The organism is Longimicrobiales bacterium, assembly GCA_029245345.1.
Classification (GTDB): Bacteria; Gemmatimonadota; Gemmatimonadetes; order Longimicrobiales; family Gaopeijiaceae; genus CALFPJ01.
Genome location: JAQWPM010000012.1, coordinates 172,021 through 198,922, shown reverse-complemented (window position 1 = coordinate 198,922; position 26,902 = coordinate 172,021). Strand labels below are relative to the sequence as shown.

At 62.2% G+C, this 26,902-nt stretch carries 22 protein-coding genes; 13 read left to right on the top strand and 9 right to left on the bottom strand.

What is annotated here, in order from left to right; translation table 11 throughout:
* Positions 1-3 precede the first annotated feature (3 nt).
* The 4 genes from P8L30_03900 to P8L30_03885 all read left to right on the top strand — a co-directional run bounded on the left by P8L30_03900 (position 4) and on the right by P8L30_03885 (position 6,808).
* Complete coding sequence (locus P8L30_03900) at positions 4-2,298, top strand: prolyl oligopeptidase family serine peptidase (GenBank protein ID MDG2239320.1); 2,295 nt, start codon at positions 4-6, stop codon at positions 2,296-2,298.
* Positions 2,295-3,935: a DUF885 family protein gene (locus tag P8L30_03895; GenBank protein MDG2239319.1), complete on the top strand. Its 1,641-nt coding sequence runs from the start codon at positions 2,295-2,297 to the stop codon at positions 3,933-3,935. The genes P8L30_03900 and P8L30_03895 overlap by 4 nt, the downstream gene beginning before the upstream one ends.
* Positions 3,936-4,370: 435 nt before the next feature.
* Entirely contained in the window at positions 4,371-4,760 is a 390-nt protein-coding gene (locus P8L30_03890) for a hypothetical protein (protein MDG2239318.1), read from the top strand.
* A gap of 104 nt (positions 4,761-4,864) precedes the next feature.
* The gene (locus tag P8L30_03885; protein MDG2239317.1) at positions 4,865-6,808 is read left to right on the top strand and encodes an endonuclease/exonuclease/phosphatase family protein; all 1,944 of its coding nucleotides are present in this window, start codon (positions 4,865-4,867) and stop codon (positions 6,806-6,808) included.
* A 25-nt stretch (positions 6,809-6,833) separates the two neighbouring features.
* Here the strand turns inward: P8L30_03885 and P8L30_03880 are convergent, their stop codons facing one another.
* From P8L30_03880 to P8L30_03870, 3 genes are all read right to left on the bottom strand, one after another.
* Positions 6,834-8,105: an aminotransferase class V-fold PLP-dependent enzyme gene (locus P8L30_03880; protein ID MDG2239316.1), complete on the bottom strand. Its 1,272-nt coding sequence runs from the start codon at positions 8,103-8,105 to the stop codon at positions 6,834-6,836.
* Positions 8,102-9,454, bottom strand: a complete 1,353-nt coding sequence (locus tag P8L30_03875) for an aminotransferase class I/II-fold pyridoxal phosphate-dependent enzyme (GenBank protein ID MDG2239315.1) — start codon at positions 9,452-9,454, stop codon at positions 8,102-8,104. Before P8L30_03875 ends, P8L30_03880 begins: the two co-directional genes overlap by 4 nt.
* 160 nt (positions 9,455-9,614) lie before the next feature.
* Positions 9,615-9,818, bottom strand: coding sequence for a hypothetical protein (locus P8L30_03870; protein ID MDG2239314.1), 204 nt, complete (start codon positions 9,816-9,818; stop codon positions 9,615-9,617).
* A 183-nt stretch (positions 9,819-10,001) separates the two neighbouring features.
* Between P8L30_03870 and P8L30_03865 the strand changes: the two genes are divergently transcribed.
* The 5 genes from P8L30_03865 to P8L30_03845 all read left to right on the top strand — a co-directional run bounded on the left by P8L30_03865 (position 10,002) and on the right by P8L30_03845 (position 18,017).
* Positions 10,002-10,691, top strand: coding sequence for an ABC transporter ATP-binding protein (locus P8L30_03865; protein MDG2239313.1), 690 nt, complete (start codon positions 10,002-10,004; stop codon positions 10,689-10,691).
* Positions 10,688-13,237 (top strand): FtsX-like permease family protein, encoded by a 2,550-nt coding sequence (locus P8L30_03860; GenBank protein ID MDG2239312.1) that lies wholly within the window; start codon positions 10,688-10,690, stop codon positions 13,235-13,237. The genes P8L30_03865 and P8L30_03860 overlap by 4 nt, the downstream gene beginning before the upstream one ends.
* A complete protein-coding gene (locus P8L30_03855; GenBank protein MDG2239311.1) occupies positions 13,234-14,391 on the top strand; it encodes a lipocalin-like domain-containing protein in 1,158 nt (385 codons plus the stop codon). The genes P8L30_03860 and P8L30_03855 overlap by 4 nt, the downstream gene beginning before the upstream one ends.
* Positions 14,392-14,488: 97 nt before the next feature.
* Positions 14,489-15,598, top strand: a complete 1,110-nt coding sequence (ychF, locus tag P8L30_03850) for a redox-regulated ATPase YchF (protein MDG2239310.1) — start codon at positions 14,489-14,491, stop codon at positions 15,596-15,598.
* 106 nt (positions 15,599-15,704) lie between these two features.
* Positions 15,705-18,017: a DUF5916 domain-containing protein gene (locus tag P8L30_03845; protein ID MDG2239309.1), complete on the top strand. Its 2,313-nt coding sequence runs from the start codon at positions 15,705-15,707 to the stop codon at positions 18,015-18,017.
* 13 nt (positions 18,018-18,030) lie between these two features.
* Here P8L30_03845 and P8L30_03840 read toward each other — a convergent pair whose 3' ends face one another.
* Genes P8L30_03840 through P8L30_03830 form a run of 3 tightly spaced genes read right to left on the bottom strand, consistent with a single transcriptional unit; the run spans position 18,031 to position 20,894 of the window.
* Positions 18,031-18,735, bottom strand: a complete 705-nt coding sequence (locus P8L30_03840) for a hypothetical protein (protein ID MDG2239308.1) — start codon at positions 18,733-18,735, stop codon at positions 18,031-18,033.
* Position 18,736: 1 nt separating this feature from the next.
* Positions 18,737-19,222, bottom strand: a complete 486-nt coding sequence (locus P8L30_03835; protein ID MDG2239307.1) for a DUF6265 family protein — start codon at positions 19,220-19,222, stop codon at positions 18,737-18,739.
* A 22-nt stretch (positions 19,223-19,244) separates the two neighbouring features.
* Entirely contained in the window at positions 19,245-20,894 is a 1,650-nt protein-coding gene (locus tag P8L30_03830; GenBank protein MDG2239306.1) for an amidase family protein, read from the bottom strand.
* Between the two features lie 86 nt (positions 20,895-20,980).
* Here P8L30_03830 and P8L30_03825 point away from each other — a divergent pair, with 86 nt between their 5' ends.
* Positions 20,981-21,160, top strand: a complete 180-nt coding sequence (locus tag P8L30_03825) for a hypothetical protein (protein MDG2239305.1) — start codon at positions 20,981-20,983, stop codon at positions 21,158-21,160.
* A gap of 271 nt (positions 21,161-21,431) precedes the next feature.
* Entirely contained in the window at positions 21,432-22,730 is a 1,299-nt protein-coding gene (locus P8L30_03820; GenBank protein ID MDG2239304.1) for a DUF4105 domain-containing protein, read from the top strand.
* 5 nt (positions 22,731-22,735) lie between these two features.
* Here the strand turns inward: P8L30_03820 and P8L30_03815 are convergent, their stop codons facing one another.
* Entirely contained in the window at positions 22,736-24,040 is a 1,305-nt protein-coding gene (locus P8L30_03815) for a M20/M25/M40 family metallo-hydrolase (protein MDG2239303.1), read from the bottom strand.
* Positions 24,041-24,408: 368 nt separating this feature from the next.
* On the opposite strand from P8L30_03815, the gene P8L30_03810 reads away from it, so the two are divergent.
* Positions 24,409-24,651, top strand: a complete 243-nt coding sequence (locus P8L30_03810) for a hypothetical protein (protein MDG2239302.1) — start codon at positions 24,409-24,411, stop codon at positions 24,649-24,651.
* Here P8L30_03810 and P8L30_03805 read toward each other — a convergent pair.
* The gene (locus P8L30_03805; GenBank protein MDG2239301.1) at positions 24,648-24,803 is read right to left on the bottom strand and encodes a hypothetical protein; all 156 of its coding nucleotides are present in this window, start codon (positions 24,801-24,803) and stop codon (positions 24,648-24,650) included. The genes P8L30_03810 and P8L30_03805 overlap by 4 nt on opposite strands.
* A gap of 102 nt (positions 24,804-24,905) precedes the next feature.
* Between P8L30_03805 and P8L30_03800 the strand changes: the two genes are divergently transcribed.
* Positions 24,906-26,351 (top strand): serine hydrolase, encoded by a 1,446-nt coding sequence (locus P8L30_03800; protein ID MDG2239300.1) that lies wholly within the window; start codon positions 24,906-24,908, stop codon positions 26,349-26,351.
* Between the two features lie 293 nt (positions 26,352-26,644).
* On the opposite strand, the gene P8L30_03795 is transcribed toward P8L30_03800, so the two are convergent.
* Positions 26,645-26,899 (bottom strand): M48 family metalloprotease, encoded by a 255-nt coding sequence (locus P8L30_03795; protein MDG2239299.1) that lies wholly within the window; start codon positions 26,897-26,899, stop codon positions 26,645-26,647.
* Between the last annotated feature and the right edge of the window lie 3 nt (positions 26,900-26,902).

The following is a 26,902-nucleotide window of genomic DNA, read 5'->3' as shown; positions in this document are numbered from 1 at the left end:
TCGATGCTGTTCCGCGCCACTTTGTCCAGATGGATGCTGAAGAGCTGCGCGACGGCGTCGTTCGGTGCTCTGATTGTGCTCGCCTCCCTTCCCTCTCCGGCGCAGGGCCAATCGGGGCCCCCACCCGAAACGGTGCCGAAGCTCACCCTCGATCGGCTGTACTCGCTGCCGAACCTCATAGGGACCTCACCTAAAGGGTTCGCGTGGTCGGCCGATGGGGATCACGTGGCGTTCCTGTGGAACGACGAAGGCCGAAACCTCCACGACGTGTGGGTGCTCGACGTGAGGGACCCGAGGGCCGAGCCGCAGCGAGTGACGCGGGTGCCACAGGTCGATGCTTCACCCGCCGACCTCGCCGACGAGCTCGCCGCTGCAGAAGCCACGGTGCGGACTGAGGGTGACCGGGGCGTGAGCTCCGTCCTCTGGCACCCGGACGGAGAACAGCTGCTCTTTAGTAGAGGCGGTGATCTCTGGCTCGTTAGCCCCGGCTCCGAACCACGCCGGGTGACCGAGACCCCCGCGGGGGAGGCGCAGGTGGCGTTCTCCCCAGACGGGAACAGCCTGGCGTTCCTCCGGGGAGGAGATCTCTGGCTCGCTCCCGTTGCCGATCTAACATCGGACGCAGTTCGTAGGACGAACATCGCGGGCAGCGGCGTGCGGCTAACCAGCTACAAATGGTCTTCGGACGGATCGAAGATCGCGGTGCTTGAGGTGGACGATCGTGATGTGGCTGTGCGCGGTATCCCTGACTACTTGGGCGAGGAGACCCGTCTGGTCGAGATCAGGAGAGCCTACCCTGGGGAGGCGGCGGGCGGGCAGCGACTCGGTCTCGTCGACGTGTCACGGAGTGGTCCCGGTGCTGACGACATCCAATGGATCAGCATGGGCGAGGGAGTGGGAGAGGGCGGTGAGCCGGACATGCTGCTGGACTACGACTGGGCGCCGGACGGTGACTGGCTCGCCATCGATACCAGCGATCTCACTGCGAAGGATCGTCGGATCTTCGTTATGGACGTCCGGAGTGATGCGGCCGCCGCGACGCTCCACGTGCGTGAGCAGGAGCCGCTCAACGAGACGTTTTACTTCTGGCGCATCGCGTGGTCGACGGACTCACGGATGCTCTACTACCTCTCGGATCGTGAGCAGGACTATCACGTGTGGTCGGTCGTGCCGTCGGACCCAATGGCCGCTCCCGTTCAACTCACCCAGGGCCCTTGGGCGGTCGCCTCGATGCACCCGGTGGAAGACGGGTTGATCGCGGTGGGCAATCGAGGAAATGCGGAGGAGCGACACCTCTTCCGAGTACAGAATCGTGGGGGTGAGCCCGCGCCGCTTACGGAACGACCGGGCACCCACACGCCTGTGATATCGCCCGACGGACGCTACGCCGCCGTCGCGTTCTCGAGCGACGACACCCCGCCCGAACTCCTGCTCACCGCGCTGGGCTCTGAGCGGAGTGAGCGCCGGATCACTCAGTCACCGGTGGATGACTTCTCAGACTATCGGTGGGTCGTGCCCGAGTACGTCACGTTCCGTAGCCATGTAGATGGGACCACGCTCCACGGCCGCCTCACGTTGCCGCCCGACTTCGATCCGACGCGCAGCTATCCGGCCATTCTCGGCTCGGTCTACACCGAGAGCGTGCGCAATCAGTGGGGCGGACGGACGGCACACCCAACGTGGGGCCTGGATCAGTACCTCGCCCAAGAGGGATATATCCTGCTCAACATCGACATGCGTGGCAGCTGGGGTCGAGGCCGGGAGCATCGTAGGGGGATTCGTCTCGACTACGGCGGCATGGACATCGAGGACCTAGAAAGCGGCGTGAACTTCCTAGGCACCCTCGGATACGTGGACATGGACCGTGTCGGCCTGTGGGGATCCAGCTACGGCGGACTCATGACGGCTATGTCGCTCTTTCGGAAACCCGGGCTATACGCTGCGGGGGTCGCGGGGGCGCCGGCGACGAGCGTGTATCATGCGCTCATGGGTCAGATGGCGGTGATGCTGGCACCCGAGGACTCTCCTGCCGAGTACATCGACTCTTCGCCGTTCATGCATGCCGCGGGGTTGGAGGATCCATTGATGATTATCCACGGTATGCGAGATCGCGTCGTCCTCTTCAAGGACTCGATCACGCTCGTGCAGCGGCTGCTGATGCTGGGCAAAGACGTCGATCTCGTCGCGCTTCCGAACTCGGGACACGGCTGGGACAACGAGAGCCTGGTGCAGACGCGCTTCGCCTTTAAGAAGCTGGTCGACTTCTTCAACCTTCACCTCGGGGAGCCGGGATCATGACGCGCACTTTGGCTGTGACAGCGACGCTGCTGATGACCGGATTCGTGCTGGTGGGAGATGCCCAAGCACAGTCGGACGCTGGATGGGACGATCTCGTAGCACTCGATTCCGAGCTCAGCACCCTCAGGCGGCCGCATAGGCAGAACGGGGTTCCGCAGTTCGGTCCCGGCGCCATGGCATCGCGAGCCCAGTCCATCACGGATGTTCAAGCCGGCCTAGCGTCGCTGGACGCGACGAACTGGTCAGTGTCCGGCAAGGTCGACTACCTGCTCGTGTGGGCGAAAGCGAACGGAATGGAGTTTGAGCATCGCGTGACCCGTCCTTGGCAAAGGGACCCAATCCTGTATCTGGACCAGGTCAGGCGTGTGCCGTATATCGACCTGCCGCTCACGGGTGAGGCCGCGAGCCGATGGCGCGAGTCCCTCGAAGCCGTTCCTGAGCTCCTCCGGCAAGCGGAGGCGAACCTCGACGATGCGTCCGGCGAACTCGCGGGTCTGGCAATGTTCCATCTCGACAACTTCGACGGCGTGGGGCAGGGGCAGCCGTATCGCGACGAGCCTCCCGGCGGGACCATCGCCTGGTTTGCGGATTTGTGTGAGCGCGTCGAAGAGTCTCAATCCCAGGATGCCCAAGCTTGTGAGGCCGCCCTCGAAGCGGTCGTCGGTTACCGGGATTGGCTGGTGGCGGAGCAGCCAGGTATGCGTTCCTCGGCCGGCATTGGGAGCGACAACCTGGAGTGGTACTTCCGCAACGTGCGGCTGCTGCCGTATGGCGTGACCGACATCGTGCTGCTCGGGGAGCGGGAGTTCCACAGATACCGTGCCGCGTACGAGATCGTGCGCAACCGAAACGCTCGTCTTCCTGAACTCGAACTGACGCGTTCGGCGGAGCAGCACGAGGCGCGGACACGGGAGGCCGAACGCCAAACCCTTGCTCTGATTCGCGAGCAAGAGCTACTGACCCTCCCGGACGACCTCCCTGACGCTTTCGATTCGGACACGTTCTGGAGCCCGCGGGCTCTGACCGATCGCCACTTCTGGGAAGAACTGCAGTTCCGCAACGCGCTCAACAACCACATCCATGCTTCAGTGCCTGGACACCGGTTCGACGGGCTGTTGGCGAGGGCAGGCGAGAATCCCATTCGGCGCGGTTACGGTGACAGCTCTCGAGCGGAGGGCTGGGCTACGTACATCGAGGAGATGTTCGTGCTGGCGGGGCTCACCCGCGACGTGCCGCGAGCAGACGAGCTCTTCTATGTGGCGCTTATGAAGCGCGCGAGCCGGATCTATGCTGAGGCGAGTATGCATGCCGGCAGCTTCAGCCTGGACGAGGCGAACCGCTACATGATCGACTTCGTACCGTACATGGAGGAAGACCTCGGTCGCTACGACCTGGAGGGCTATTTGCGTCGTCCTGGGTCAGGCAGCGGATATATGATCGGAAAAATCCAGCTTGAGAAGATGCTGTCCGAGCAGGCCTTGGAACTCGGTGACGATTTCAAGCTTGGAGCCTTCCACGACGAGGTCCTGTCGCGCGGCATGATCCCGCTCACGCTCATTCGCTGGGAGATGACGGGCGCGGATGACGAAGTGCGGACGCTGTGGCAAGCGGCGACCGGTGGAGAGTTGGGGAGGTAGTGTTGAGCAAGGCTTGCGGCCTTCTGCTGGTCGGCTTGTGCGCACTCCAAGTGTTGCCGGGCGGAGCTCAAGTCATATCTGGGATTCTGGTCGATTTAGACGTTGAGCCATCGGCGGCCCCTGGAACTGGGGCATTCTAAGGAAACAAGACGATGGTTTGACCGCCTCCGGGGCGGGGGGTGGGCTGGCCCCAGGCGCTGTGTGGTCGGACGGTATTGTACAGCCCCCCCCTGTGGCACCTAGCCACACCTAGTTATCCACCGTTTTGCGCGTCCTGAGTTGCGGGTCTGAGTGGCGCGGATCAGAATGAAGGCATGAAGAAAGCAGTTGCGTTCAGTGCACTATTGTTTTCACTGCTTTTGGCGAGTTGTGGGGGAGACAAGTAGTCCAACCAGTACCACTTCAACGCCTGTGGCGACGTCGATCACCCTTTCGGTGACGAGCCTTAGCCTCGCCTCGCTGGGTGTGACATCCCAGCTATCGGCTACGGTCAAAGACCAGAATGGTGCGACGGTGAGCGGTGCCACGGTGGCGGCGGGCGACCGTCTCGGCACTCACTATGGGTCTGAAAGCAACAGCGACATAGCAGTAGGGATTGTTACGCCCGATGGATACATGCTCGTGTCTTATTTCGATGTGATGACCGATGATGTCTTCCGGGACCATGAAGCTCGCGGCGCATCTTCCAGGTCCGATTCTGTCATTACAGCGGCTGAACGTGATGCTGATCCTCTCACGTGTGAAGGAGAGGAGTTCTCAATTAGCGGGACTCTACCGCAGTGGTTCGACCTCAATGTGACCTCAAGTTCTTCTCGCCCGCAGTGACCCATAAATAGGAGGGTGCCCGGTACTGGGGTCGCCCTCACTGGCGGCGGTTACGGTGCCCCCACAACCTTCGGACTCCTGTTCCCCGCTTCAGAAGTCGTTCCATGCACGTAGCACGCCAGGTTGCCCTGCTCGCCCTCGCCTTTCTGGCCTGTCCATTGGGCGCGGATGCGGCCCTTTCTGTCATAGTGCAGGTGGCGTCGGCCCCGGGCACCGCGGCGCAGGCAGGGCCGGGGCCGGTCGCCCGATTCAGATTCGATGGGAATGTGGAGTCGGCCACGGGTACCCGCGCAGGGGAGGCTGGGGCTACCGGAGCCTCATTCGTCGATGGCCTCGCTGGGCAGGCAGTCAGCCTCAGTCCGGACCGTGCGTCGACGTTCCTGACTCTCCCCCTCGCCTCGTTGGGCAGTGGAAGTGACTTCTCGATTCGATTTTGGGTTCGATCCGACGCCGGTTCAGACAGACGCTTTGTGGTTCTGTCGCAAAAGAAATTCGCCGACAACAGTCTCGCGTCGCAAAAAAACCCAGGCTGGGCCTTCTACATGTCGGGGGGCGCCTGGGCATGGACTGCGGGCGCGGGTTCACGCCGCATCACGTATGAGCGTGACAACGGAACGCGCATGCCCCTCAACGACGGCAGGTGGCATCAGCTAGCGATGACTCACAACAGCGCGTTGTCCGAAATCCGGTTGTTCTATGACGGCGTGAATTGGGTGACCTACCATGTGAGCGACTCGGATGGGTTCGACTTCACAAGCTCGAGTCCGACTGTTGTGGGTTGGGACGGACGGGACGCTCCGACACATACTGACATACTCCCGGCCATCGAGGCAGGCGCGCGAGCGCTTCAGGAATTTGTCGATGCCTTCAGTGACTCCGGGATCGGCGGACTCGATCCGGACGACTTTGTACGGGCGATCGTGGATCCCCGCGAAGTGTTCGAGGAGATGGTCTCTGCGGGGGCGGTGCAGCGAGGGGCGGCCGGAACTGATTTCCGAACTGCCATGGAGGCCGCAGAGTGGGAGCCGGTAAGCCGAGCCGAGTCGGCGCTGATGCAAAGCCCCTACACCATCCATCAGGCGATGGAATTCATGGAAGCGGCCCCGCTCGCGAAGATCTACTCGCTGGTAGACGGAAGCGTGATGATCCATCGGGAAGCGGCTGAGAGATATGCGGAACGGGAGAGGCTGACCACGCCCGAATTCGAGATGGACGACCTCGCGGTCTGGCACCGCGTGTTATCTGCCCACGAGGTGATGGACTCCTACGCCGGCTACTTCCGGCCGGACCCTGAAGTGATCGCAGACAACCTCACCTCGTTGACGGCGGCGGCTTGGAACATCTGGCACGGCGGAAAGCACTTCACGATGCCTGAGCACGGATGGGATTCTCGGGTAGCCGTCGCGAATATGCTCAGGGAAGAAGACGTGGATGTCGTGATGATGCAGGAGACTTATTCGTCGGGAGATTTCATTGCTGCGGAGTTGGGCTACTACTTTGCCACAACGGTCGACTGGGACTATCTGAACCAGGGGGCCAACATCTCGGTCCTCAGCCGCTATCCCATCACTGAAGTGCACGTCCAGGAAGACACGCCCTTCAACAACGTGGGTGCGAGGGTCGCGATCAGCAGAACCCAGGATCTGTACGTGATGTCCAACTGGTACGGTATGGCCCAGTTCCCGACGGTCTTCGACTCTCACCAGACGCGCTTCGAGCAATCAGATAGCATTCCCACGCTCTTTGGCGGTGATTTCAACGCGGTGCCGCATACGGATGGTGGAGACAGTCCCGCCTCGGTGACTCTGCTCGACGCTGGATTCACGGATGCCTTCCGCAGCCTCTTTCCGGATGTTCAGCGGTACCCCGGGCCCACCCACAGGAATGGTCGGAGGATCGATCAGCTGTTCTATAGGGGAGCCGGGCTCACCAACACGTCGACGCGTGTCATCACCACGCATCCGGACGGATTCCCGTCCGATCACAACATGATCCTATCGAGATTCGACCTGGACTACTCGACCTACGAGACGGGCCTGCACCGGTAGAGCCGCGTTCGCATCAGAGTGTGTGTCACGAAGCGTGGTTCTTGAGCGCTTCGACCAGAAGATCCAGCTGTGGCAAGCGCGTGAAGACGTTGGGCGCGATCCGCGCTCCCTGCTCGACTCCGACGGTGAAGATCCTGTAGCGGTCCCATAGCGCGTCGACCAGCTCGGTGGGACTCAGCCCATCCACGAGCACGTTGGCGATCGCACACGACTGCTCATCACCGAGGGGCGTGTTGATATGGATGCCGGACACGTCCTTCACCTGCTCAACCCAATAGTTCTTGAGGTACCGAAGCCGAGCCTCTTTTCGAGCGCCGCCAATATCTTCGTGGAAGCGGACCGCGTCTTTGATTGCCTGGTCCGTCCCCTGCGGATGCGTACCGATGTGGTGAAGCTTCTCGATGTCGCCGCTGCGGGCGTTCCTGTCTCCGAAGAGCGGCCACACTTTTGGAATGTGCTCGCGCTTCACGTACAGAAGCCCTGTGCCCAAGGGACAGCCGAGCCATTTATGCAGACTGCTGCCCAGGTAGTCGGCGCCCAGGTCGGGGACCTTCCAATCGAGATGCGCGAAGGAATGCGCCGCGTCGACGATGACCTCTATGCCCCGGCCATGAGCCATATCTGAGATCGCCCGAACGGGAAGTACCTGTCCCGTGAGGTAGATCATGTGTGAAACGAGGATGTAGCGGGTCCGAGGTGTGATCGCCTCTGCGTAGGCCTGGACCACCTCGTCCTGGGAGGTCGGCAGCCACGGGAGGTCGATGACCCGGTTCACGGTGCCGTAGCGCATGGCGCGTTGTTCGAGCGCCTCCTGCATGGACGGGTATTCGCGTGAGCAGTAGAGGACCTCTTCGCCCGCCTCGAGGGGGACGCCTTGCAGCACCACATTCAGTGCCTCAGTGGTGTTGCGTACGAAGGCGAATTCCTCTGGCGGAATGCCTGCGAAACGCCCGAAGACCGTTTTGAGCTCTGCGCGTTCCTCGGCCATGAGCCTCCGCATATAAAACGACGGAATCTGGTTGATGCGCCGGAGGTTCTGGACTTGGGCCTCGACGACCGGGTCCGCCGCCGGGCTGAAGAAGCCGCTCTCGAGGTTGATGAACCCGGAATCCTGCGTGTACGCCCGTTGGATCACTTCCCAGTATGCCTCGTCCTGAGCGACCTGTTGGGGAGTGCGGGCACCCGCGACGCCTTCCAATTCTTCCGGGGAAAGCGCAGCTGAAGCGAATCGAGGCGTGCCTAGCGCGCCCAGTGCCGCGCCCGCGGCGGTTCGGACGAAGGTTCGTCGCGTTGTCATGACCGTGCGTCGCCGTTTGTGGAAGAGCCGTGTCGCTGTCGCTTCGCTTTCACGAACGCCCCGAGCCGCTCCATGGCCACGCTGAGCTCCTTCATGGACACACAGGGATACACGACCCGGAACATCCCTTTCTTGGTGTGCCCAAAACCCACACCGGGAGTGAGCAGCACGCCGCTGGTCCGATACAGCTCCTGCCACAGATCCAAGTCCGCTTGCCCCGAGTCGCCATCCATGAACTCCGACAGGTCGATCCAGACGAAGAGGCTGCCGCGACTGGGTACGTAGGGGATGTCGAGGCGCTTTAGGGCGCCGACCACGACGGCGTAGGCCTCCGTGAGCCGCCGCTGATTCTCCACGACATACGACGTCATGAAGTCGTCGTCGGTGAGTAGATGCTGGAGAAGCCACTGCGTATGATTGGACACGGTGTGGCTCAGATTGAGGTTCTCGTATGCCTCGAGAAGCGCTGCGTTGTGCGAGTAGAGGAGCCCCACGCGGAAGCCTGAGATGCCGAGGTCCTTCGAGAGTGCGTACCAGAGGTGGAGGTACTCGCTCTGCTTGTCAGCCATGATGCTGGCGAAGGAATTGAAAGCCACATCGTCAGCGTAGTCGGCCTCGATCTCCGGGTGCCGCGTGTCGATGAGGGACAGCCCGTACAGCTCGTTCACGACCAAGTGCACCTCGTGCTTGATGCACCAATCGGCAACCTCCGACAGCGTATCCAACGAGTAGATGCCGCCGGTCGGGTTATCAGGTGTCGTCAAGATCAACATGCGGAACCGCTGGCCTGCGGTTTCAATCTCAGTTCGTGCGTGTTCGAGGTGGCGGACGGTCAGAGCGGGGCCATCCGAGATCTCGGACACCTCATGGTGCGTCACCAGGTCGTACCGCTCGACGCCCGAGAAGCTGCCGATATCCTGGCTGTAGACCGGATAACACGGCGCTGGGATTGCTGCGGCATCGCCTGCATCGGCGAGGATGAACGAGGTCATTTCGATGACACTCGTGGCTCCCGCGGACACTGCGAGCTGCTCTGGGTCCACGGGGCACCGGGTCAGGTGACGCGTAAGGAAGTGCGCCGCCGCACGTCTGAACTCCAGGGACCCTCGCATGGATGTGTAGCCCGGCACCCAAGCCGCGATGGTCTCCTCAGTGGTGATCGACTCGATCTTGGCTCTGAGGTCGGACCAGCTGAGGCGGTTCTCTGCCACGTTGAGCGGTAGCGCCCCGGTGGGGTTCTCCGTCGGGTGATACGCGTTCGCAACTGCCTCGTGGTAGGCTGCGTGATCGATCCGGAGCGGATTGTTGGCTGCGAGTGCACCGCGGCTAGAGAGCGAAGAAGTCGTCATGGCCCGCAAGCTTCGCCGTCCGGACGGAAGAGTAAAGAGGTCGGCACGCTTCTTGAGGTTGGGGTGGATGTGACGGACGAAGGAAAATATCGGGGAGCAGCTTATCCGACGAGGCATGTGGCAACTTCTTGGCCGTTGCCGTCGTAATGGTTGAGAGGCGTCACTCGCCGCCGAGCACGACCTTCACCCATTCGGAGGCGAATTCAATGCTACTTCGAACGTTCGCGATGACGGGAACCGCAGCTTTGCTACTCATGCCCTCGGCCGGAGGCGTGTCCACAATACGGCCGGCAACGAGCGGGCGACCATTCTCGACGCGCTGAATGCCTTCCGCGCCGCCGGCTCGACTGCCGGGGGGGGGCATCACGCGGGCGTATGGAGTCGCAGCTGAGAATTACATCGAAAGAGGGAACAACCGGCACGTAAACGAAGACGTATGCGCTGTGACGATGCGGTTGCGATTCCTGCCCCGGCTCGAGAGCGACCGCCTCAATGGGAAACTTGAGTGCCGCCGGGGGTAGATGGTCGTCCCTCCTTCGGCACGACTATGCACAGACCCCCGAGCCTTCAGGTTACCGCCCTTCGAAAGAGCTATCTCGAAGGGGGTCGTTCCCACGTCGTTCTCGACGGCGTGGACCTGACGCTCCAACCAGGTGAGAGAGTCGCGGTGTTGGGGGCCTCCGGTTCAGGAAAGAGTACGATCCTCAACTTGGTCTCCGGTATCGATCGCGCAGACTCGGGTGAGATCAGTGTCGGTGGGGTGAGGGTCGACCAGCTGACAGAGCACGAGCGGACCATCTTTCGTCGAGAGAGAATCGGCTTCGTCTTCCAGGCCTATAACCTGATCCACACCCTAACGGTGCTGGAGAACCTCCTTCTGCCGCTGGAACTCAAAGGGCCGCTGCTGAGCCGGGAGGTCGATCGAGCCCGCGCACTCCTAGATGATGTCGGGCTACTCGATCGGGCGGACGCTTTCCCGGATCGTCTCTCCGGGGGAGAGCGTCAAAGGATCGCAGTGGCCAGGTCGCTGGTGCACGAGCCGACGCTGATCCTCGCCGACGAGCCGACTGGGAGCTTGGATGAGGAGCGAGGTGAGCGGATCGTCGATCTTCTCGAACAGATGACGAAGTCCGGGGACGGGAGTTTGCTCCTCGTGACCCACAGCAACGACTTGGCGTCGAGAATGGACCGCATCGTGCGACTCACCCACGGCCGCCTCCTCGAGAACTCTGAGTGAGACTGGCTCGCAAGGCGAGTGCACGTCACCTGCTCGGGCACCCTGGGCAATTGGCTTTATGTGTCTTGGGCGTGGTGATGGGTGTGGCTGTCGTGGTTTCCATCGACCTGGCCGTCCAAGCATCACAAGCGGCTTTTCGAATCTCGACGGAAACCGTGTCGGGGCGATCCACGCACCAGATTGTCGCGGGGCCCGGGGGCATTCCGGACTCCATCTTCAGAGATATCCGAGTTGGTCTAGGCGTGCGCGGATCTGCGCCGATTGTGGAAGGATATGGGCGCTCCGACATGTTCCCAGGCGCCGCGCTGAGGCTGTTGGGTGTCGACCCGCTCTCTGAGGCACCGTTCAGGAGCTTCTCGTCGGGAGGGCGCGTCGGTATCGATGTCAGTCGTCTGCTCACTGTCCCGGGCGCGGTCGCTCTATTGGGAGACGCGGCGCGTGAAGCCGGAGTCGAAGAGTCGGACACGCTTCTGGTTCGTATCGCCGGCCGGCCGGTGTCGCTCACGGTGGTGGGGCTCATTGAGGTGGACGACGAATCCGTCCGCTCCGGACTGCGTGACGTGCTCGTCATGGACATCGCTGCTGCGCAGGTCGCTCTAGCGCGCCCCGGCGTCCTGGACCGCATCGATCTGATCTTGCCCGCAGGTCAGGAGGGGGTCGAACTCGCGGCACGGATCAGGGGGGTCATGCCGGCGTCTGCGACGCTCGAGTCGACCGGTACCCGGACCGCGGCGATGGCCGGCATGATTGCTTCGTTCGACCTCAATCTTCGAGCGTTGAGTCTTCTGGCGATGGTCTTCGGGATGTTTTTGATCTACAACGCCTTGAACTTCTCAGTGATTCAGCGGCGCGAACTATTTGGTCGGATGCGTACGCTCGGGGTCACGAAGAGGGATGTTTACGCCACCGTCCTCTGGGAGGCCGTGGCGATCGCATCGCTCGGTACGGCGTTGGGGTTGGTCGTCGGAATCGGTCTGGGCCGAGGTTTGGTCGGGCTTGTGACCCAGACGATCAACGACCTGTACTTCGTGGTCTCAGTAGAGGGGCTCTCGGTCCAACCCTGGGGCCTCGCGAAGGGGGTCCTGCTTGGACTGGGGACGACACTGCTCACGGCGATTCCGGCCGCGCGACTGGCGGCGGAGGCGCCTCCGCGTTTGGCGCAGACTCGCTCCATCGTGGAGGAGAGCGCCCGCGAAGTGACCCCGAAGGTCGCGGCAGCCGGAGTCATCTCGATGAGCCTGGGTGCCCTCGTGCTGACTTTGTCTGCTCGAAGCGTGATGATCAGCTTGTTGGGCTTGTTCTTCATCATGATCGGCCTAGCGCTCGTCGCGCCGCTCGGCATGTTGTGGGGCCTGCGCTTGATCTCCCCTATTGTTGGTAAGGTGGGAGGTATCCTGGGGGTCCTCGCTGTGCGGTCCGTTCAGACCTCGCTGAGTCGGACCGCTCCCGCCGTTTCTGCGCTTGTGATCGCCGTGGCAGTCTCAGTGGGCCTCGGCACAATGATTCAGAGCTTCAGGGGCACCCTCGTGAGTTGGCTCGATCACACGCTGCAGGCCGACGTGTATGTGTCCCTGCCGTCTGAAGTCACCTCACAGGCGAGTGGCTCCCTCCCGCCTGATCTAGTGGCTGACTTTGTCGGTCATCCTGCGGTGGTCGGGCGAAGCACCTACCGAGGGGCGAATGTGGCCGCACCGTGGGGCTCTCTCCGATTGGTTGCGCTGGAGCTGGATCCACGAGGGGAGAGCGCCTTCGACTTCATCGAAGGTGATCCAGTCCAAGCGATGGAGGCCTTTCGCGATGGGGGTGCGGTCATCGTCTCCGAGCCGCTCGCATTCCGACACAGGCTGGAGGTTGGCTCCAGCGTGTCGCTGCGGACCGAGACAGGCCCGCACCAATTCCAGGTGGCCGGCGTATTCTATGACTACGCCTCGGATCAGGGGGTGATGATGATGAGCCGGTCCACCTTTGACCGGTACTGGCTGGATCGCGACGTGACCTCACTCGGCCTCTTCCTGGGCGACGGAGTCGACCCGGACAGGGTCGCCCGCGAGTTACAGGCCACGATCCGACCCGAGGACCTCATCGTATCGGTCCGGTCCAACCGCACGTTGCGCGAGGGCTCATTGGAAGTCTTCGATCGGACGTTCCAGGTCACTGCTGTCCTGCGCGTCATTTCTCTAATCGTAGCGTTTGTCGGTGTGCTCGGAGCTCTGATGGCTCTTCAACTCGAGCGTGCCCGGGAACTCGCGGTGCTCCGCGCCAATGGACTGACCCCCCGTCAGGTGTGGGGATTGGTCACCACTCAAACGGGGCTCATGGGCTTGGTCGCGGGTGTTTTGGCGCTCCCGGTTGGGGTGCTCCTCGCTGTGGTGATGATCCATGTCGTGAATCGACGTTCCTTTGGGTGGACCCTCCAAATGGAACTGGGAGGAGACGTCGTGTTCCAGTCCCTCGGCCTCGCCCTTGCGGGGGCTCTTCTAGCCGGACTCTACCCGGCCTGGAAGATGTCCCGCACGCTTCCGGCGTTGGGCCTGAGAGAGGAATGACGGTGTTTAGGTCGCTGCTGATCGGGAGTGCGTTGCTAAGCGTGGTATCCTGTGTGCGACCACCCGATGACGGTGATACCGGGCTCACGCTTGCCGCCACGTTGGGGGGCGCTGACACCGCTGGATACGCCCGCGCCACGGAGGTCAGGACTTTCGTGTTCCCGGGTGACCACGGGCCCCACCCAGAATTCCGCACCGAATGGTGGTACGCGACGGGCCATCTGGAGTCAGAGGCCGGTAGGCGTTTCGGATACCAGTTCACGCTCTTCCGAAGCGCGTTGGCCCCCGGAGCTGTCGACTCCCCGTCTGCCTGGGCGACGAAACAGGCGTACATGGGACACTTCGCGATTTCAGATATCGATGGGTCGGGCTTCGTCGCTCGGGAGCGGTTCGCTCGGGGTGCGGCTGGGCTTGCAGGAGCGCGGGCCGAGCCGTTGAAGGTGTGGCTCGAGGGCTGGGCTTTGGACGGCTCCGGATCCGGGGATGGCTTCCCATTCACCCTGGTCGCGGAGGACGACTCGATAGCCATCGACCTCGTGCTCTCGGAGGGCAAGGGCATCGTCCTCAATGGCGATAGAGGGTTGAGCCAGAAGGGCCCTGAGCCGGGGAACGCGTCGTATTACTACTCCCTCCCCCGAATGCCCACGACCGGCTCCGTTCGGGTCGGCTCCGAGAAATTCGACGTGGTTGGAGAGTCGTGGCTCGACCGCGAGTGGAGCACGTCGTTGCTCGGCGACTCACAGGTTGGGTGGGATTGGTTCTCGCTTCAGTTAGATGATGGACGCGAGCTCATGGTGTTTCGCATTCGACGCGCGGACGGATCTGCAGCTGCGGAGAGCGAAGGTGTCCTCATTCATGCGGACGCACGGACGACTCGGCTTGCCTGGGGGACGGACATCCAAGTCGAGGAGCTTTCCTCCTGGAAGGCCCCAGATGGGAAGGCTGAATACCCTTCCAGGTGGATCGTCAGAATCCCGGAAGAGCAACTCGAGTTGGAAGTAGAACCCTTCTTGGAGGACCAGGAGCTGCGTTTGGCCTTTCGTTATTGGGAAGGTGCCGTGCGTGTCACGGGGTCGGGTCCCACAGGAGCTGTTGCGGGCCGTGGATATGTGGAGCTCACCGGATACGGAGGCTCTGGGCCCAACTGGAGGTAGGTCGGTCCCATTGGTGACCACCCCGCTTCTTACTAGCCTCCTTCTTTCGCAGAAAGTCGACCTCTGCCGCACTCATAGATCCTCACCCCTCCGTAGAATGCTCAAGGTTGGAATTGTAGGCCTCCCGAACGTTGGGAAGTCGTCGCTCTTCAACGCGCTCACCGCTGCCGGTGCGCCCTCCGAGAACTACCCGTTCTGTACGGTCGATCCGAACATTGGCACCGTCGAGGTCCCGGACATTCGGCTCGATTCGATCCACGACATCGGTGGCTCGAAGCGTCGCGTTCCAACCGTCATCCAGTTCGTGGATATCGCGGGCTTGGTCGAAGGTGCCTCTGAAGGCGAAGGCCTCGGCAACAAGTTTCTCGGCAACATTCGTGAGGTGGACGCTATCGCCCATGTGTTGCGCTGCTTCGATGACCCTGACGTCACCCATGTGCTTGGCGACGTGAACCCGGTCACGGATCGTGAGATCGTAGAGACGGAGCTGGCCTTGTCCGATCTCGATACCGTGCAGCGTCGGCTCGAGAAGGTCGAAAAGAAGGCGAAATCGGGTGAAAAGGAGGCGATAAGGGAGAAGGTCGTTCTCGATGCGGCCCTCGATGCACTTTCCGCAGGGAAGCCGGTGCGGTCTCTCCGTTTGAGCCCGGAAGACGCGCTCATTTTGAAGGGCTTCCAACTCCTGACGGCTAAGCCGGTTCTTTACGTGGCCAACGTCGCCGAGGGCGACTTGCCCGAGGCAGAAAACGACTGGACTCGTGCGTTGCGCGAAGCCGTGGCCAAGGACGTCGCGGAGGGTTTGGAAGAGGCGGTTGTGACGGTCTGCAGCACGCTTGAATCCGAGCTGTCTGAGATGGAGCCCGAGGACCGGCAGATGTTCTTGGAGGACATCGGGGTCGTGGAGTCTGGACTGACCTCCCTGATCCGAGCGGCATACGAACTGCTTGGGCTCCTCACCTTCTTCACCACGGGTGAGCAGGAGAGCCGTGCTTGGACCGTCCGCACGGGCAGCAGCGCACCTCAGGCGGCCGGGACCATCCACTCGGATTTCGAGCGTGGCTTCATTCGCGCGGAGACGATCCACGTGAACGAGTTCGAGACGGTGGGGTCGTGGAAGGCCGCGCGCGACACCGGTGTGCTTCGGTCAGAAGGGAAGGGCTACACCGTGGTGGACGGCGACATCATGCTCTTCCGCTTCAACGTGTAGGGACGGCCGGAATCCCTTGCGGGATAACGCTATTGTTGGCTTGTGTGTCCGCAGTGTGTCCCGGCCGGTGGTTTTAGGTCCCCTCAACGACTGTCATCACCTTCACATGCATTCACGAAATCTCCTCACGGCTGTCGGATTCTCGGTAGCTGTTTTGTCGTCGCCCGCCCTCGTCGGAGGGGGACTTCTCAGCGCACAGTCGTTGCCTGCCGTCATTGGGCTTGAGGCCGGGGTCCAGGCGCCTGAGCCAAGGGGCGTGTTGGACCTGCCGCGTCTCTCTGGGCCGATCGTCGTGGACGGAGTGGTCGATGAGTCGGCCTGGGCCGGTATCGAGCCGCTCGCGCTCACCATGTACGAGCCCTCGTTCCGTGGAAGCAGCGACCGGCGCATCGACTTGCGCCTCGCCTACGATGACGACGGCATCTTCCTCGCCGCGCGCTTCCATCACGAGGATCCTTCCGACATCCGCGCTTTTTCGGTCACCCGGGACCGCTGGTCCGGTGACGACGGCTTCGGGTTGCTACTCGACACGTTCAACGACAACGAGAACGCGCTCCGTTTCGTTGGACTCCCGTTGGGCGGCAAGATGGACATGAGCATCACAGGGGACGGTCAGCGGGAAGGTGGCGGGGGGAGAGCGGGCGGACCGAGCGGTTCTTCGTGGAACACGTTTTGGGACATGAAGACCCGCATCACCGAGGACGGCTGGGAGGGAGAGATGCGCATCCCTTTTTCGAGTCTTCGTTTCGAAGAGGGGCCTGACGGCTCAGTCGTCATGGGGTTGATGGCTTATGCCTATGAGCCGGCGGCGGGGGCGCGCTGGACCTTCCCGGCTATCCCCCGAAGCCGGCCCTATACTCAAGTTTCGGCTTGGCAGGATGTGCGGCTGCAGGGTGTCGAACCGAGTAGCCCGGCCTATCTAGCACCTTATGTACTCGGGGGCTCGGTCATGAGCACGTCGCTGCCTGAGGGTGGGAGCGCCTACTTGGCGACGACGGAGCGGAGCTACGAGTTCGGCGGTGATTTGAAGGTCACGCCGACTTCGAATCTGACTCTCGATCTGACCGTCAACACAGATTTCGCCGCGGTCGAGGCGGATCAGCAACAGGTGAACCTGACTCGCTTTTCGCTGTTCTTCGATGAAAAGCGCCCGTTCTTTCAAGAGCGTGCCGGGATCTTCGCGTTCGAGACTGGGGCAGACCAAGGGGTACTCTTTTACTCTCGGCGCATCGGTCTATCTGACGGACAACCGCTTCGCATTCTCGGCGGGGCTCGACTTGTAGGTCGGGTCGGCAGTTGGGACGTAGGTCTGATCCAAATGCAGACGCAGAAGACCGCTGCGCTCGCCTCCGAGAACTTCGGCGTGCTCCGCGTACGCCGGAGCGTGTTCAACCCGAATTCCTTCATGGGCGGCATGGTGACGAGCCGCGTGAATACAGCCGGCGTATACAACGTCACCTATGGAGTGGACGGGCAGTTCCGCATAGCCGGGGACGAATTCGTGACGCTCAAATGGCTGCAGACCATGCAGGGCGGAGACGCTTTGAGTGATGCTGCCGCTACCGGACTCGATGCAGGCCGGATCGTGGTGGATTGGACCCGTAGACGCGTCGAAGGCTTCAGCTACAAACAGAGCTTCGTTTGGTCGGGGGAGTCTTACGACCCCGGAGTCGGTTTCGAAACTCGCGAGAACTTCAGTCGCGGGCAGAGCGACTGGAACTACCAGTGGTTCCCGGGCGAAGAGTCGGAATTCCGGCGCGTGTGGATGGGGGTTCAGAGCAACGTCTGGTGGCGCAATGTGGACGACCGCGTGGACACCGGTCAGTTCCAGCCGTTCCTCACACTCGAGACCAAGCCTGGGGCGACGCTGCGAGTCTCGACCAACTCCGCGTATGAGGACGTGCCGACGCCGTTCGTGTTGTCGGACGAGGCGGATATCCCGGCTGGGAGTTATTGGGCTCATGAGGGTGCGGTCCGATTCATGTCTCCTCGTGGTTGGACCATCCAGCCGAGTGTGACAGCGACTGCCGGAGATTTCTTCGACGGGACGAGGGTCGGCCTGAACACGGGACTAGGCTGGGCCGTGAACCGGTACGTAGACCTTCGTTTTGGGTGGGATTGGAATCGGATCCGTTTCGACGAACGGAGTCAGAGTTTCGACTCGAATCTGCTGCGCCTCACCGCACGCGGGGCGCTCGACACGCACCTATCAGTCGACATGTTCGTCCAGTACAACTCGCTCACGGAACAGGCCACGACCAACGCACGACTCAGGTACAACTTCCGCGAAGGCCAGGACCTCTGGCTGGTTTGGAACGAGGGGCTGAACATCGAGCGGAACGTGTTGGGTGTGCCTCGGCTCCCCCGGACTTCGGCGCGGACGCTGACCATGAAGTACACGCACACGCTGATTCTATAGTGGGGCCGGGCGGCTAGTCCGTCTTGTCCCACGCGACGAACAACCAGTCGGTGTGCTCTTCAGCCACTAAGTCGTTCTCGTACGTGACCGGCACGACCTCCACGACGTCGAAGCTGGCGCGCAGCGCGTCCACGAAGGGTGAACTCTCGGCATACGACCACACCGCGAGGATTCCTCCGGGCTCCAGGTGAGGCTTCGCCCTGAGTAGCCCGGGACGCGTGTAGAACGACTCGTTGCCGGCTCCGAGGTGGTCGTCGGGCGCATGGTCCACATCAATGAGGATTAGGTCCCAGTGCTCGGTCGCGGCGTCGTGCAGGGTCGCGTAGACATCTCCCTGGCGGACGCTTAGGCGCTCGTCAGAGTTGAGCTCGTCAGACAACGGGATCAGGCCGTCCCGTGTGAAGCCGACCACCTCCGGGAAGAGCTCGACAACGGCGACGCGGTCGACACGGTCCGACTTCAGCGCCTCCGCGGCGGTGTACCCTAGACCCAGCCCGCCTACGAGGACGGACAATTCGTTCCCAGGATGCCGCTCGATCGCCTCGTTGGAGAGGGCCCGCTCGGATACGGTGATGTAGCTACTCATCAGCAGCTGGAGATCGAGTGTGATCTCGGTGATGACCGTACCGGGTCGCGAAAGGAGTTCCCGCCTTCGCAGGCACAGGTCGCCCAACGGGGTCTTCTCGTAGGCGAGGACTTCTAGGTTCTGTGCGCACATGTCAGGTACTCAGTCCGGGGCAGGCCGCGCGTTCGAAAGTAACAACGAAGGCGGGTTCCACATCTTGGTAGGCCCTGAACGCTCTGGCGTGCCCCGCATCGGGTCCTTCCGGTCGATATTCGATGGTTTGCGGAACATTGTGTGTGCGATTCTCAAATCGAAGAGTCGGCGCCGTCGCCTCTGCACTAGTGAAGTCGGGTGTCGGCTGACCAGAGGGTGACTCGGAAAGCACGAGAGTCCCGTCTGCAATGTGGACGAGCCCTGATTCCCACGACGCAGGTCGGCCTGTACGAACGACGCGGGCCATGCCGAGCATGATCCCTCCGGCTGGGGCCAGCCAGATCTCTTTGGACCGCACTCCACCGCGGTCCTGCACCAAGCAGCTCTCCATGAACGCTGTGGCCTCGAGTGATTGTGCATCCGTCGACTGAGGAGACAGTGGAGCCAATGTCACCGCTAAGAGGAATGCGAGCCTGAGTCTGTTCATAACGTCTGTCGGATTTCGTGGACTACCGTGTGCCGGTCAGAGGGGGAGTCGATGGTGGGGGACGTCGGTGCCTCGTCGCCTGCTCGTACGCGTAACTGATTCGGATCAGGGCAGGTTCACCGAACGGTCGCCCAAGCAGCTGCAGCCCAGCCGGAAGCGTTCCGAATGAGAAGCCCATGGGAACGTTGAACGCTGGGAACCCGGTCGGGGGCGAGAGCGTCCCGCTGTTGGCACCGTACGTCGTGTTCTGATCGCCGATCAGGCGAGGCGGATAGTTGTAGGTCGGATAAACGAGGACATCGATATCGGCCTCGTCCATTGCTGCGATGACCGCGGCTTGGAGCGCTTCGGTGGCCGTCCAGTATTCTGCCCATTCCTCGTCCTCCTCGGGTGCGCCCTCCTGCTCGACGGCGCGAGCCAGGCTGGCTCGAAGGGGCGGGTAGAAGTCTCCCGAGTCGAGCACGTCCCTCATGGTCTTCACGGGAGACTCCGGCCGCGTCGCCATATACGTGTCGAAGTCGTGGCGCCACCGTCCGATTCCCGGAATCGCTCGACGTAGGCTGTCCAGATGTGGGATCTCCACGGAGTCGACGATGACGGCACCCGCGGCTTCCATGTCCAAGAGCGCTTGTTCGATGAGCCCGAGAATCTCCGGGTGCACCGTGCGGGGCTCTGGCGGATCGTCGTCTTGCTCCTCCTGCTCCGCTTCGGTCGTGTCGCGTTCGAAGGGTGTCGGCTCCGGGCCGGTCTCCTCTGCGTCGGCTACCTCGAAGAAGTCGCGGAGCACGCCGATCCGTGTCCCTGACAGCCCCGCGCTGTCCAGGAACGCGTCGTAGGAGTCTGGGATGTTCCCCTCGCTCAATGCGGTGATCGAATCGGCTGGGTCGTGCCCTGCGATCACTTGCAGAACCGTGACGGCGTCTTCGACGGTTCGCGCGATGGGCCCTCCCACGTCACGGGCCGAGTTCAGCGGCGCTATGCCGTCGCGGCTGGCCAGGCCTTGAGTCAGCCGAAAGCCCACGAGCGCCTGATGTGACGCAGGACCCCGGATGGAGCTGCCCGTGTCAGTGCCGAGGCCGACGGTCCCGAGATTTGCGGCTACGGCTGCCGCTGTCCCTCCGCTTGAGCCAGCAGTCACACGGCGAGTGTCGTACGGATTTCGCGAGTGCCCCGGCAGGACCGAACTCACTGTGTAGGCCCCGCTGGTCGCGAATTCGGCCAGGTTGGCCTTAGCCAAAATGATTGCCCCGGCCTCACGGATCATTCGCACCTGGTATGCGTCGTCTGGCGGTACCGAGTGTTTGAGCGCCAGGATCCCGTTCGTGGTCGGCAGATCGTACGTGTCGTAGTTGTCCTTTACGATGACTGGGATCCCGTGGAGAGATCCCACGAAGCCGGAAGAGGCGTAGATCGAGTCCAACTCACGTGCCCGCGCCAGCGCCTGGTCGTTGACGGTAATGAGTGCGTTGATCGACGGTCCGTTCTTGTCGTAAGCCTCGATGCGATCGAGGTAAGCCTGCACCAAGGCCTCCGCGGTAATGCGTCCGTCTTCCATGGCCGTGTGGATGTCGGCGATCGTGGTCTCTTCGACGACGAACGCCGGTTCACACGCGGCAAGCCCGAGGACGACCATGCCGAATAATGTCAGCCGTCGTAGGTAGGGGAGCGTCATCGTTTTCATATGCTGCCTGGCCAAATTAGGTGAGCCCAAGGGGGCAAACATGGGGCCTGCTGCCTGGCTGCACGAGGGATAGTGGGATGGGTCAGGGGCATGTGTGGATGGACACCGAAATCGCAGGGGAGGCTGGGCGGAGTGGGGGGCCGGATCAAATCGGATATAATGATCTACTTCTGCCTGAGGAAGTTGGAGATATCGCGCCAGGCGGAGATCGGATCTTCGCAACTCACTACGATCCGTTCGACGTGCCAGGGTTGTAGAACTGATTTTGACCTAAAGAGGTCGGGGCGTGTGGTGAGCCCTGATCGTTCACCTGACAATCAATAGTGCAGCCGCAGGACAGGTTGTGCCTCGCGGCTACGCCGTTCTATGATCGCACTGTATGCGTAGCACTATGTGAAACCAGGTTAGGGAGCCTCGTGTTTCCCCGACTATGACGACGTACACATGCCTCGGGGGAGGTGCCCATTGAACCGCTGGGACCGGGCCAGCCAGAGCCAGTGTTCGAATTTGAAGGAGCTAAGTAATTCCATGCGATGCATCGGCCAGGGCGGATTCGTGAAGAGGGTGCTCTTGAGTCTTTTCATGCTCTCCGTGGGGGCACCAGGAGCCGTTGCTCAAGCGGCGCCAGAGGGACCACCAGCCGAGGGCACCGTGCAGCCGCGGGAGCCGGGGTCCCAACTCCGCGTGTGGCTGATCACTGCCGCGCCAGGGGATGCCGTCTGGGAACGCTTCGGCCACAACGCGATTCGTGTGCTCGATACGGAGACCGGATGGGACGCGTCGTACAACTGGGGCATCTTTGACTTCAATCAACCGGGCTTCGTGCCGCGGTTCCTCAAGGGCGAGATGCTGTACATGATGGCCCCGTACCAGACCGAGCCGATGATCGACTCGTATCGGGAGACGGACCGCCAAGTGATCATGCAAGAACTCGCGATGACTTCCGCTCAGAAACTGAGCCTCCGCGACCTCGCCAACGTCAACTCGCTCCCCGAGAACCGGGAGTACTTCTACGACTATTTCCGCGATAACTGCTCGACGCGTATCCGTGACCTGCTCGACGAAGTGTTGGGCGGTTCACTGTTTGAACAGATCGGTACTGTGGACAATGACCTCACCTACCGCACGCATACGCGTCGACTCACCCAGATCGATCCCATCGTGTTCACGGGGATGGACGTTCTGCTCGGCAGTCCGGGGGATGTCCCGATCTTCCAGTGGGAGGAGATGTTCCTCCCTATGGTGCTCCGAGATGCGATCCGAGATGCGACGACGACGGATGCGGACGGGAACGTGATTCCGCTGGTCCTTAGTGAAGAGGTGGTTGTGTCGTCAACGCGGACCCCAGAGCCCGCTCGGGCCGACTCGTGGTTCCTCCGCTTTTTGTTGGTCGGGGTCGGCCTTGGTGGCCTCTTGGCTTGGTCCGGTACCAAGGCAGCGTCGGGGTCGAAGCCTCTGAGCGCACTGTTCGGGACGATGGCCGCGGCCTGGAGCTTACTGGCCGGGATTTTTGGTCTCGTGCTCGTTCTGGTGCTGCTGACCGATCACTGGTCGATGACCTGGAACGAGACCGTACTGCTCCTGAACCCCGTGTCACTTGGACTCGTGTTCCTGGCGCCGTTCGCCGCCATGGGCCGGACGAAGGCGGGTGTCCGGGCTGCCTTGCTGAGCAAGGTCGTAGCCGGGATCGCGTTGGTCGGATTGGTCGCCCAAGTCATGCCGTCCACCCCGCAATCGACGTGGATGCTGATCGCGTTCTTCCTTCCGATTCACCTGGGCGTGGCGTTCGGGCTGCACCGCCTCGCCCGGACCGCTACCTCCAGCTGACGGACTTAGGCACCCGGTCGTAACGTGAGCCGATGCATCAGCACGGCCGCCCGTTTGGTCTGGATCGCCAACGTCGGCAAATCGATCCACTCTTCGACTGTGTGCGCGTTGCCGCCACCCGGGCCTAGCCCGTCCAAGGCCATGTCGACGAGGCCGGCTGTGAACGAGACGTCGGCCGCGCCCGCGTTGCGGGGATCCACTGCTGCTACTTCGCCCATACTCAGGTCCTGACTTACCTGACTGAACCGCGCGAGCAGGGCGTGGTTGCCATCGGTCGGTGCGAGTGGCGGGTAGCCGTCGCTGAACGTGATCGACGCTGAGGTGCTCGGCAGGTTCTCCGTCGTGGCCACCCGCATTGTCGCGCGTGCTTCTTCCAGTTGGTCGAGCGTGATCGTTCGGAGGTCACCCGTCACCACCACGCCTTCGGCGACCACGTTGCTCTTCCCGAAGGCGGAGCCGCCTGACGTGAACGCATCGTATTCCACATCGGTCCCGCCTAGGATGACGCCTGGGTTGAATGTGAGCAGCGGCTGCCCGGCGAGTCGGTCATAAAAGGCGGTGAGGATCCGAGACGCCTCGTAGATCGCTCCGGCGCCCACTTCGGGCTGGAAGATTTGAGAAGAATGCGCGGGGTTGCCTCCAACCTCGAGCCTCCACCCGGTCGATCCCCGGCGGGCCACGACCGCCGTCGCAGGATTGCCGTCGCCGTTTTCGAACGCAATCGCGATGTCGGCCCACTCGGCCGCGGCGATCAAGTCTGCGCGGGCGAGGTCGAGCGGTCGGCCGCTGCGCTCTTCGTCGCCGGTCATCACGATGGTGATGCTCATCCGGTCCAACTGTCCGCTGACCTGAAGAGCTTTGAGCGCATGAACGATCACGACGTTGCCGCCTTTCATGTCGACCACGCCCGGTCCGGTGGCGCGGTCACCATCGCGCACGAAGCTCTGGAACGGGCTGGTCGGCTCGAAGACCGTGTCCAAATGTCCAATCAGAAGAAGCTTCGGACCTGATCCCTCCCGTCGCGCGACCAAGTGTCCCGCTCGCTCAAACGATGCGCCGTCGATCCACTCAGTTTCGAAGCCTAACCGGTCGAACTCCTCCCGGAAGAGCACGCCGATTTCGCGCACACCGTCGAAGTTCATGGAGCCACTGTTGAGGTTCACGGTTCGTTCGAGCAACGCGATGGCCTCTTCGGCAGCCGCGTCTACCTCAGACGCGATACGCCGTTCGACGTCAGAGAGGCTCTGCCCCATCAAGGGAGTGACGAGCGCGATCGTCAGCAGACCGGAAAGAGAGAGTCGGGCTTTCATGATGTCTCAGTGTTCAAGCAGTGGGATCGGATAAATGTAAGACAGTACTACTGGCTGCTCACGCACCTACGACTCGCTGGACGCCATCCGAACCTACGCGAGGCTGAGCGCGAGGCGTGAGGGGTAATCAATAGCGCCCGGGACGAGCGGGCGAAGATCGCTGCGGTCGAAGGCGACCTCACCGGACGACACAACCCCACGCTGATCGACGCTCAGAAGGCAGCACTCGTATAAGGGGAAGACGTTCCTCGCCCGAAAGGCGAAGCCGGGTTTGGCACGGCTCTAAGGAGATTGAGGTCGCCCAGTGGCAGGACGGGTGGGCGCCGACGGTACTACAGCTCAGGAAGGAAGGTCTGAGCGACAAGGTGATGTCTCAGCTCGACAAGGAACTCTCGCGTCACACCCGGTTGGGTTCCGCGCTGAACAAGCGCTGGGAGAACGGCATCCCCGGGTACGAAGGCCTGTTCGACAACAAGGTGCGTTCGCTCAAAGCGTCTGTGGTCAGCTTGGCGTTCACGCTGATCAGGATCCGCGAGTGGGTGAGCGTGAGGAGAGCCCTCGGTGTGCTAGGCGAGATCTCTGCGTTTCGGGACGGACTGCCAGAATTCTAGAACTCGCCCGCGAGGACATCTCGGAATGGCTCGAAACCGTGTAGGGCCGAGACGAAGAGCTTGAGAGACTCACACACGAGACCATTCGTCTGGAAGCCGAAGAGGATGTGGATCGGCTGATTGGGGACACGGATCCCGGCCAAGCTATTCAATCGTCGGGCCCAGGATGAACCGTCCTAGAGATGGTCGCGCGTCTCAAGAGGTCGGCGTATCATGCGCACTCCATCTGACCAGTCCGCGCACCGGCCCGCACAATGAAACGAATCCTATTCGCGATCATCGCAGTCCTCCTTCTCGCTCCGTCTGACGCTTCGGCCCAGAGGGGCGGTTTCGACTACTGGGGACCCCAACGTGAGATGGTGCAGCGAGGGGTCCAAGCGATCCTGCAGTGCAACGGTCTCTTTACGTCGAACCGGACGCTCGAACAGGTCTTCGACCAGGAACTCGCCTACGTGAATCGGGATGTTGGCACGCCAGAGGCGGGTGACTTCGAGGTGGACTGGGATCGCAAAGCGGTAGCCATCGGGACTGAAGATGGTGTCCCCGTCATGAGAGCTGCGTTCAGGGACGGGATTGGGTGCGTGATCATGCCCCCGGACCAGACTTGGGAAGACATCGACGGTCTGCCGATCCATCCCATGCCGCCCATGGCCGGCGACGCTTCGCAGATTGCTTGGCCGGACGGTGACCTCATCGGGGGCGCGACGAGCGCCACAGGCGTGGATTGGGAGGCCCTCATGGGCGCGTCTGATTGGGCTTTCGACCGGGAATCACCCGAGCAGGTAACGCTCAGCCTCATGGTCGTGCATAAGGGACAGATCGTGCACGAGCGGTATGCGCCGGGCGTAGACATGACGACCCGCACCCGCACGTGGTCGACGGCTAAGAGCATTGCAGTGACTCTGGTGGGGATGTTGGTGGACGAGGGGAAGATGTCCTTGGACGATCCCATTGGGCTGGAGTGGCTCCCTCAGCAGCAAGCTCCTGAAGGAGATCCGAGGAACCAGATCACGCTTCGGCACCTGCTCAACATGTCGAGCGGTCTCGAGACCGTGGACAACGGGGGCATGGAGTACGCGACCGGTTCAGGGCTGTCGTACTGGGCAGGTATGAGTTCGGTGGAGGGTGCCCTGTCCCGTGCGGCCATCCGTGAGCCCGGCACGAGCTGGGATTACGAGAACTACGATACGCTCCTCGGCGTGCTCGCGATGAAGCTCGCGATTGGGGACGACGAAGAGTATCTGACTTTCCCGCGTCGCCGGTTGCTGGACAAGCTCGGCATGCGTAACACGCTCCTGAGCACGGACCGCTTCGGCGACTTCATTCTCAGCAGTCAGGTCTACACGAACGCACGAGACCTTGCGCGCTTTGGCCTCTTATACCTGAACGGTGGCGTGTGGAATGGGGAGCGTTTGATCTCCGAAGATTGGATCGACTTCACGCGGACCCCGGCCCCTGCCACAGTAGATCGCGGGCAGCAGTATGGTGGGCAGTGGTGGTTGGTCCCCAACGACCGGACGGACGTCCCGGCGAACGCGTATTCAACCGCTGGAAACCGGGGTCAGTTCACCATCGTTGTGCCCACGCACGACCTCGTGATTGTCCGCCGCGGCTTGGATTACGGACGGCAGGGATTCAACCGTTGGGACTTGACGCGCGAGGTCTTGAAGGCGTTCCGTCCGGCGACGGACGAGCGCTGAGGTTTACTCGAAGACCCGCTTGATCCGCCGGTCCGCCGGCAGGACATCGTAGGGGTCGACGCGGCTCATCCGGGAGAGAATGACAGGTCGAACGCGAGTGCAGGCTGCACGAAGCGTTCTTCCAGAAAGAGACCCTCTCGTGGGTAAGGGCCATAGACCATTCCGTTGAGTCGATCTAAATAGGTGTCGCGGTTCACCGTCCCGCCCGTACTCGGGCCGCCAGCCGCGATGAGGTCCGAGATCTCCGCCGACTGATCTGGGACACTCCGTGACGGGCTGTGACGTGTCCGATCTCATCGGCCGAGCACGCCCACCAACTCGGCTTCCGACTCGAACTGTGCCAAGATGCCCCGGGTCACGTAGGTCAAGCCGTCAGGCAGCGCGAACGCGTTACGGCGTCCCGTTGCGGCATCCAAGCACGAGGCTGTGGGAGCGCATCGAACGGCGCGCTCTTCGCCCAAAGATACTCCATCACCCGCAGTGATTTTCGCCTTTTCTCGTTCCGTTTTCTCTTCCCTCGCACCGTTTGCGGGGCCGGGGGGTGGCACCTA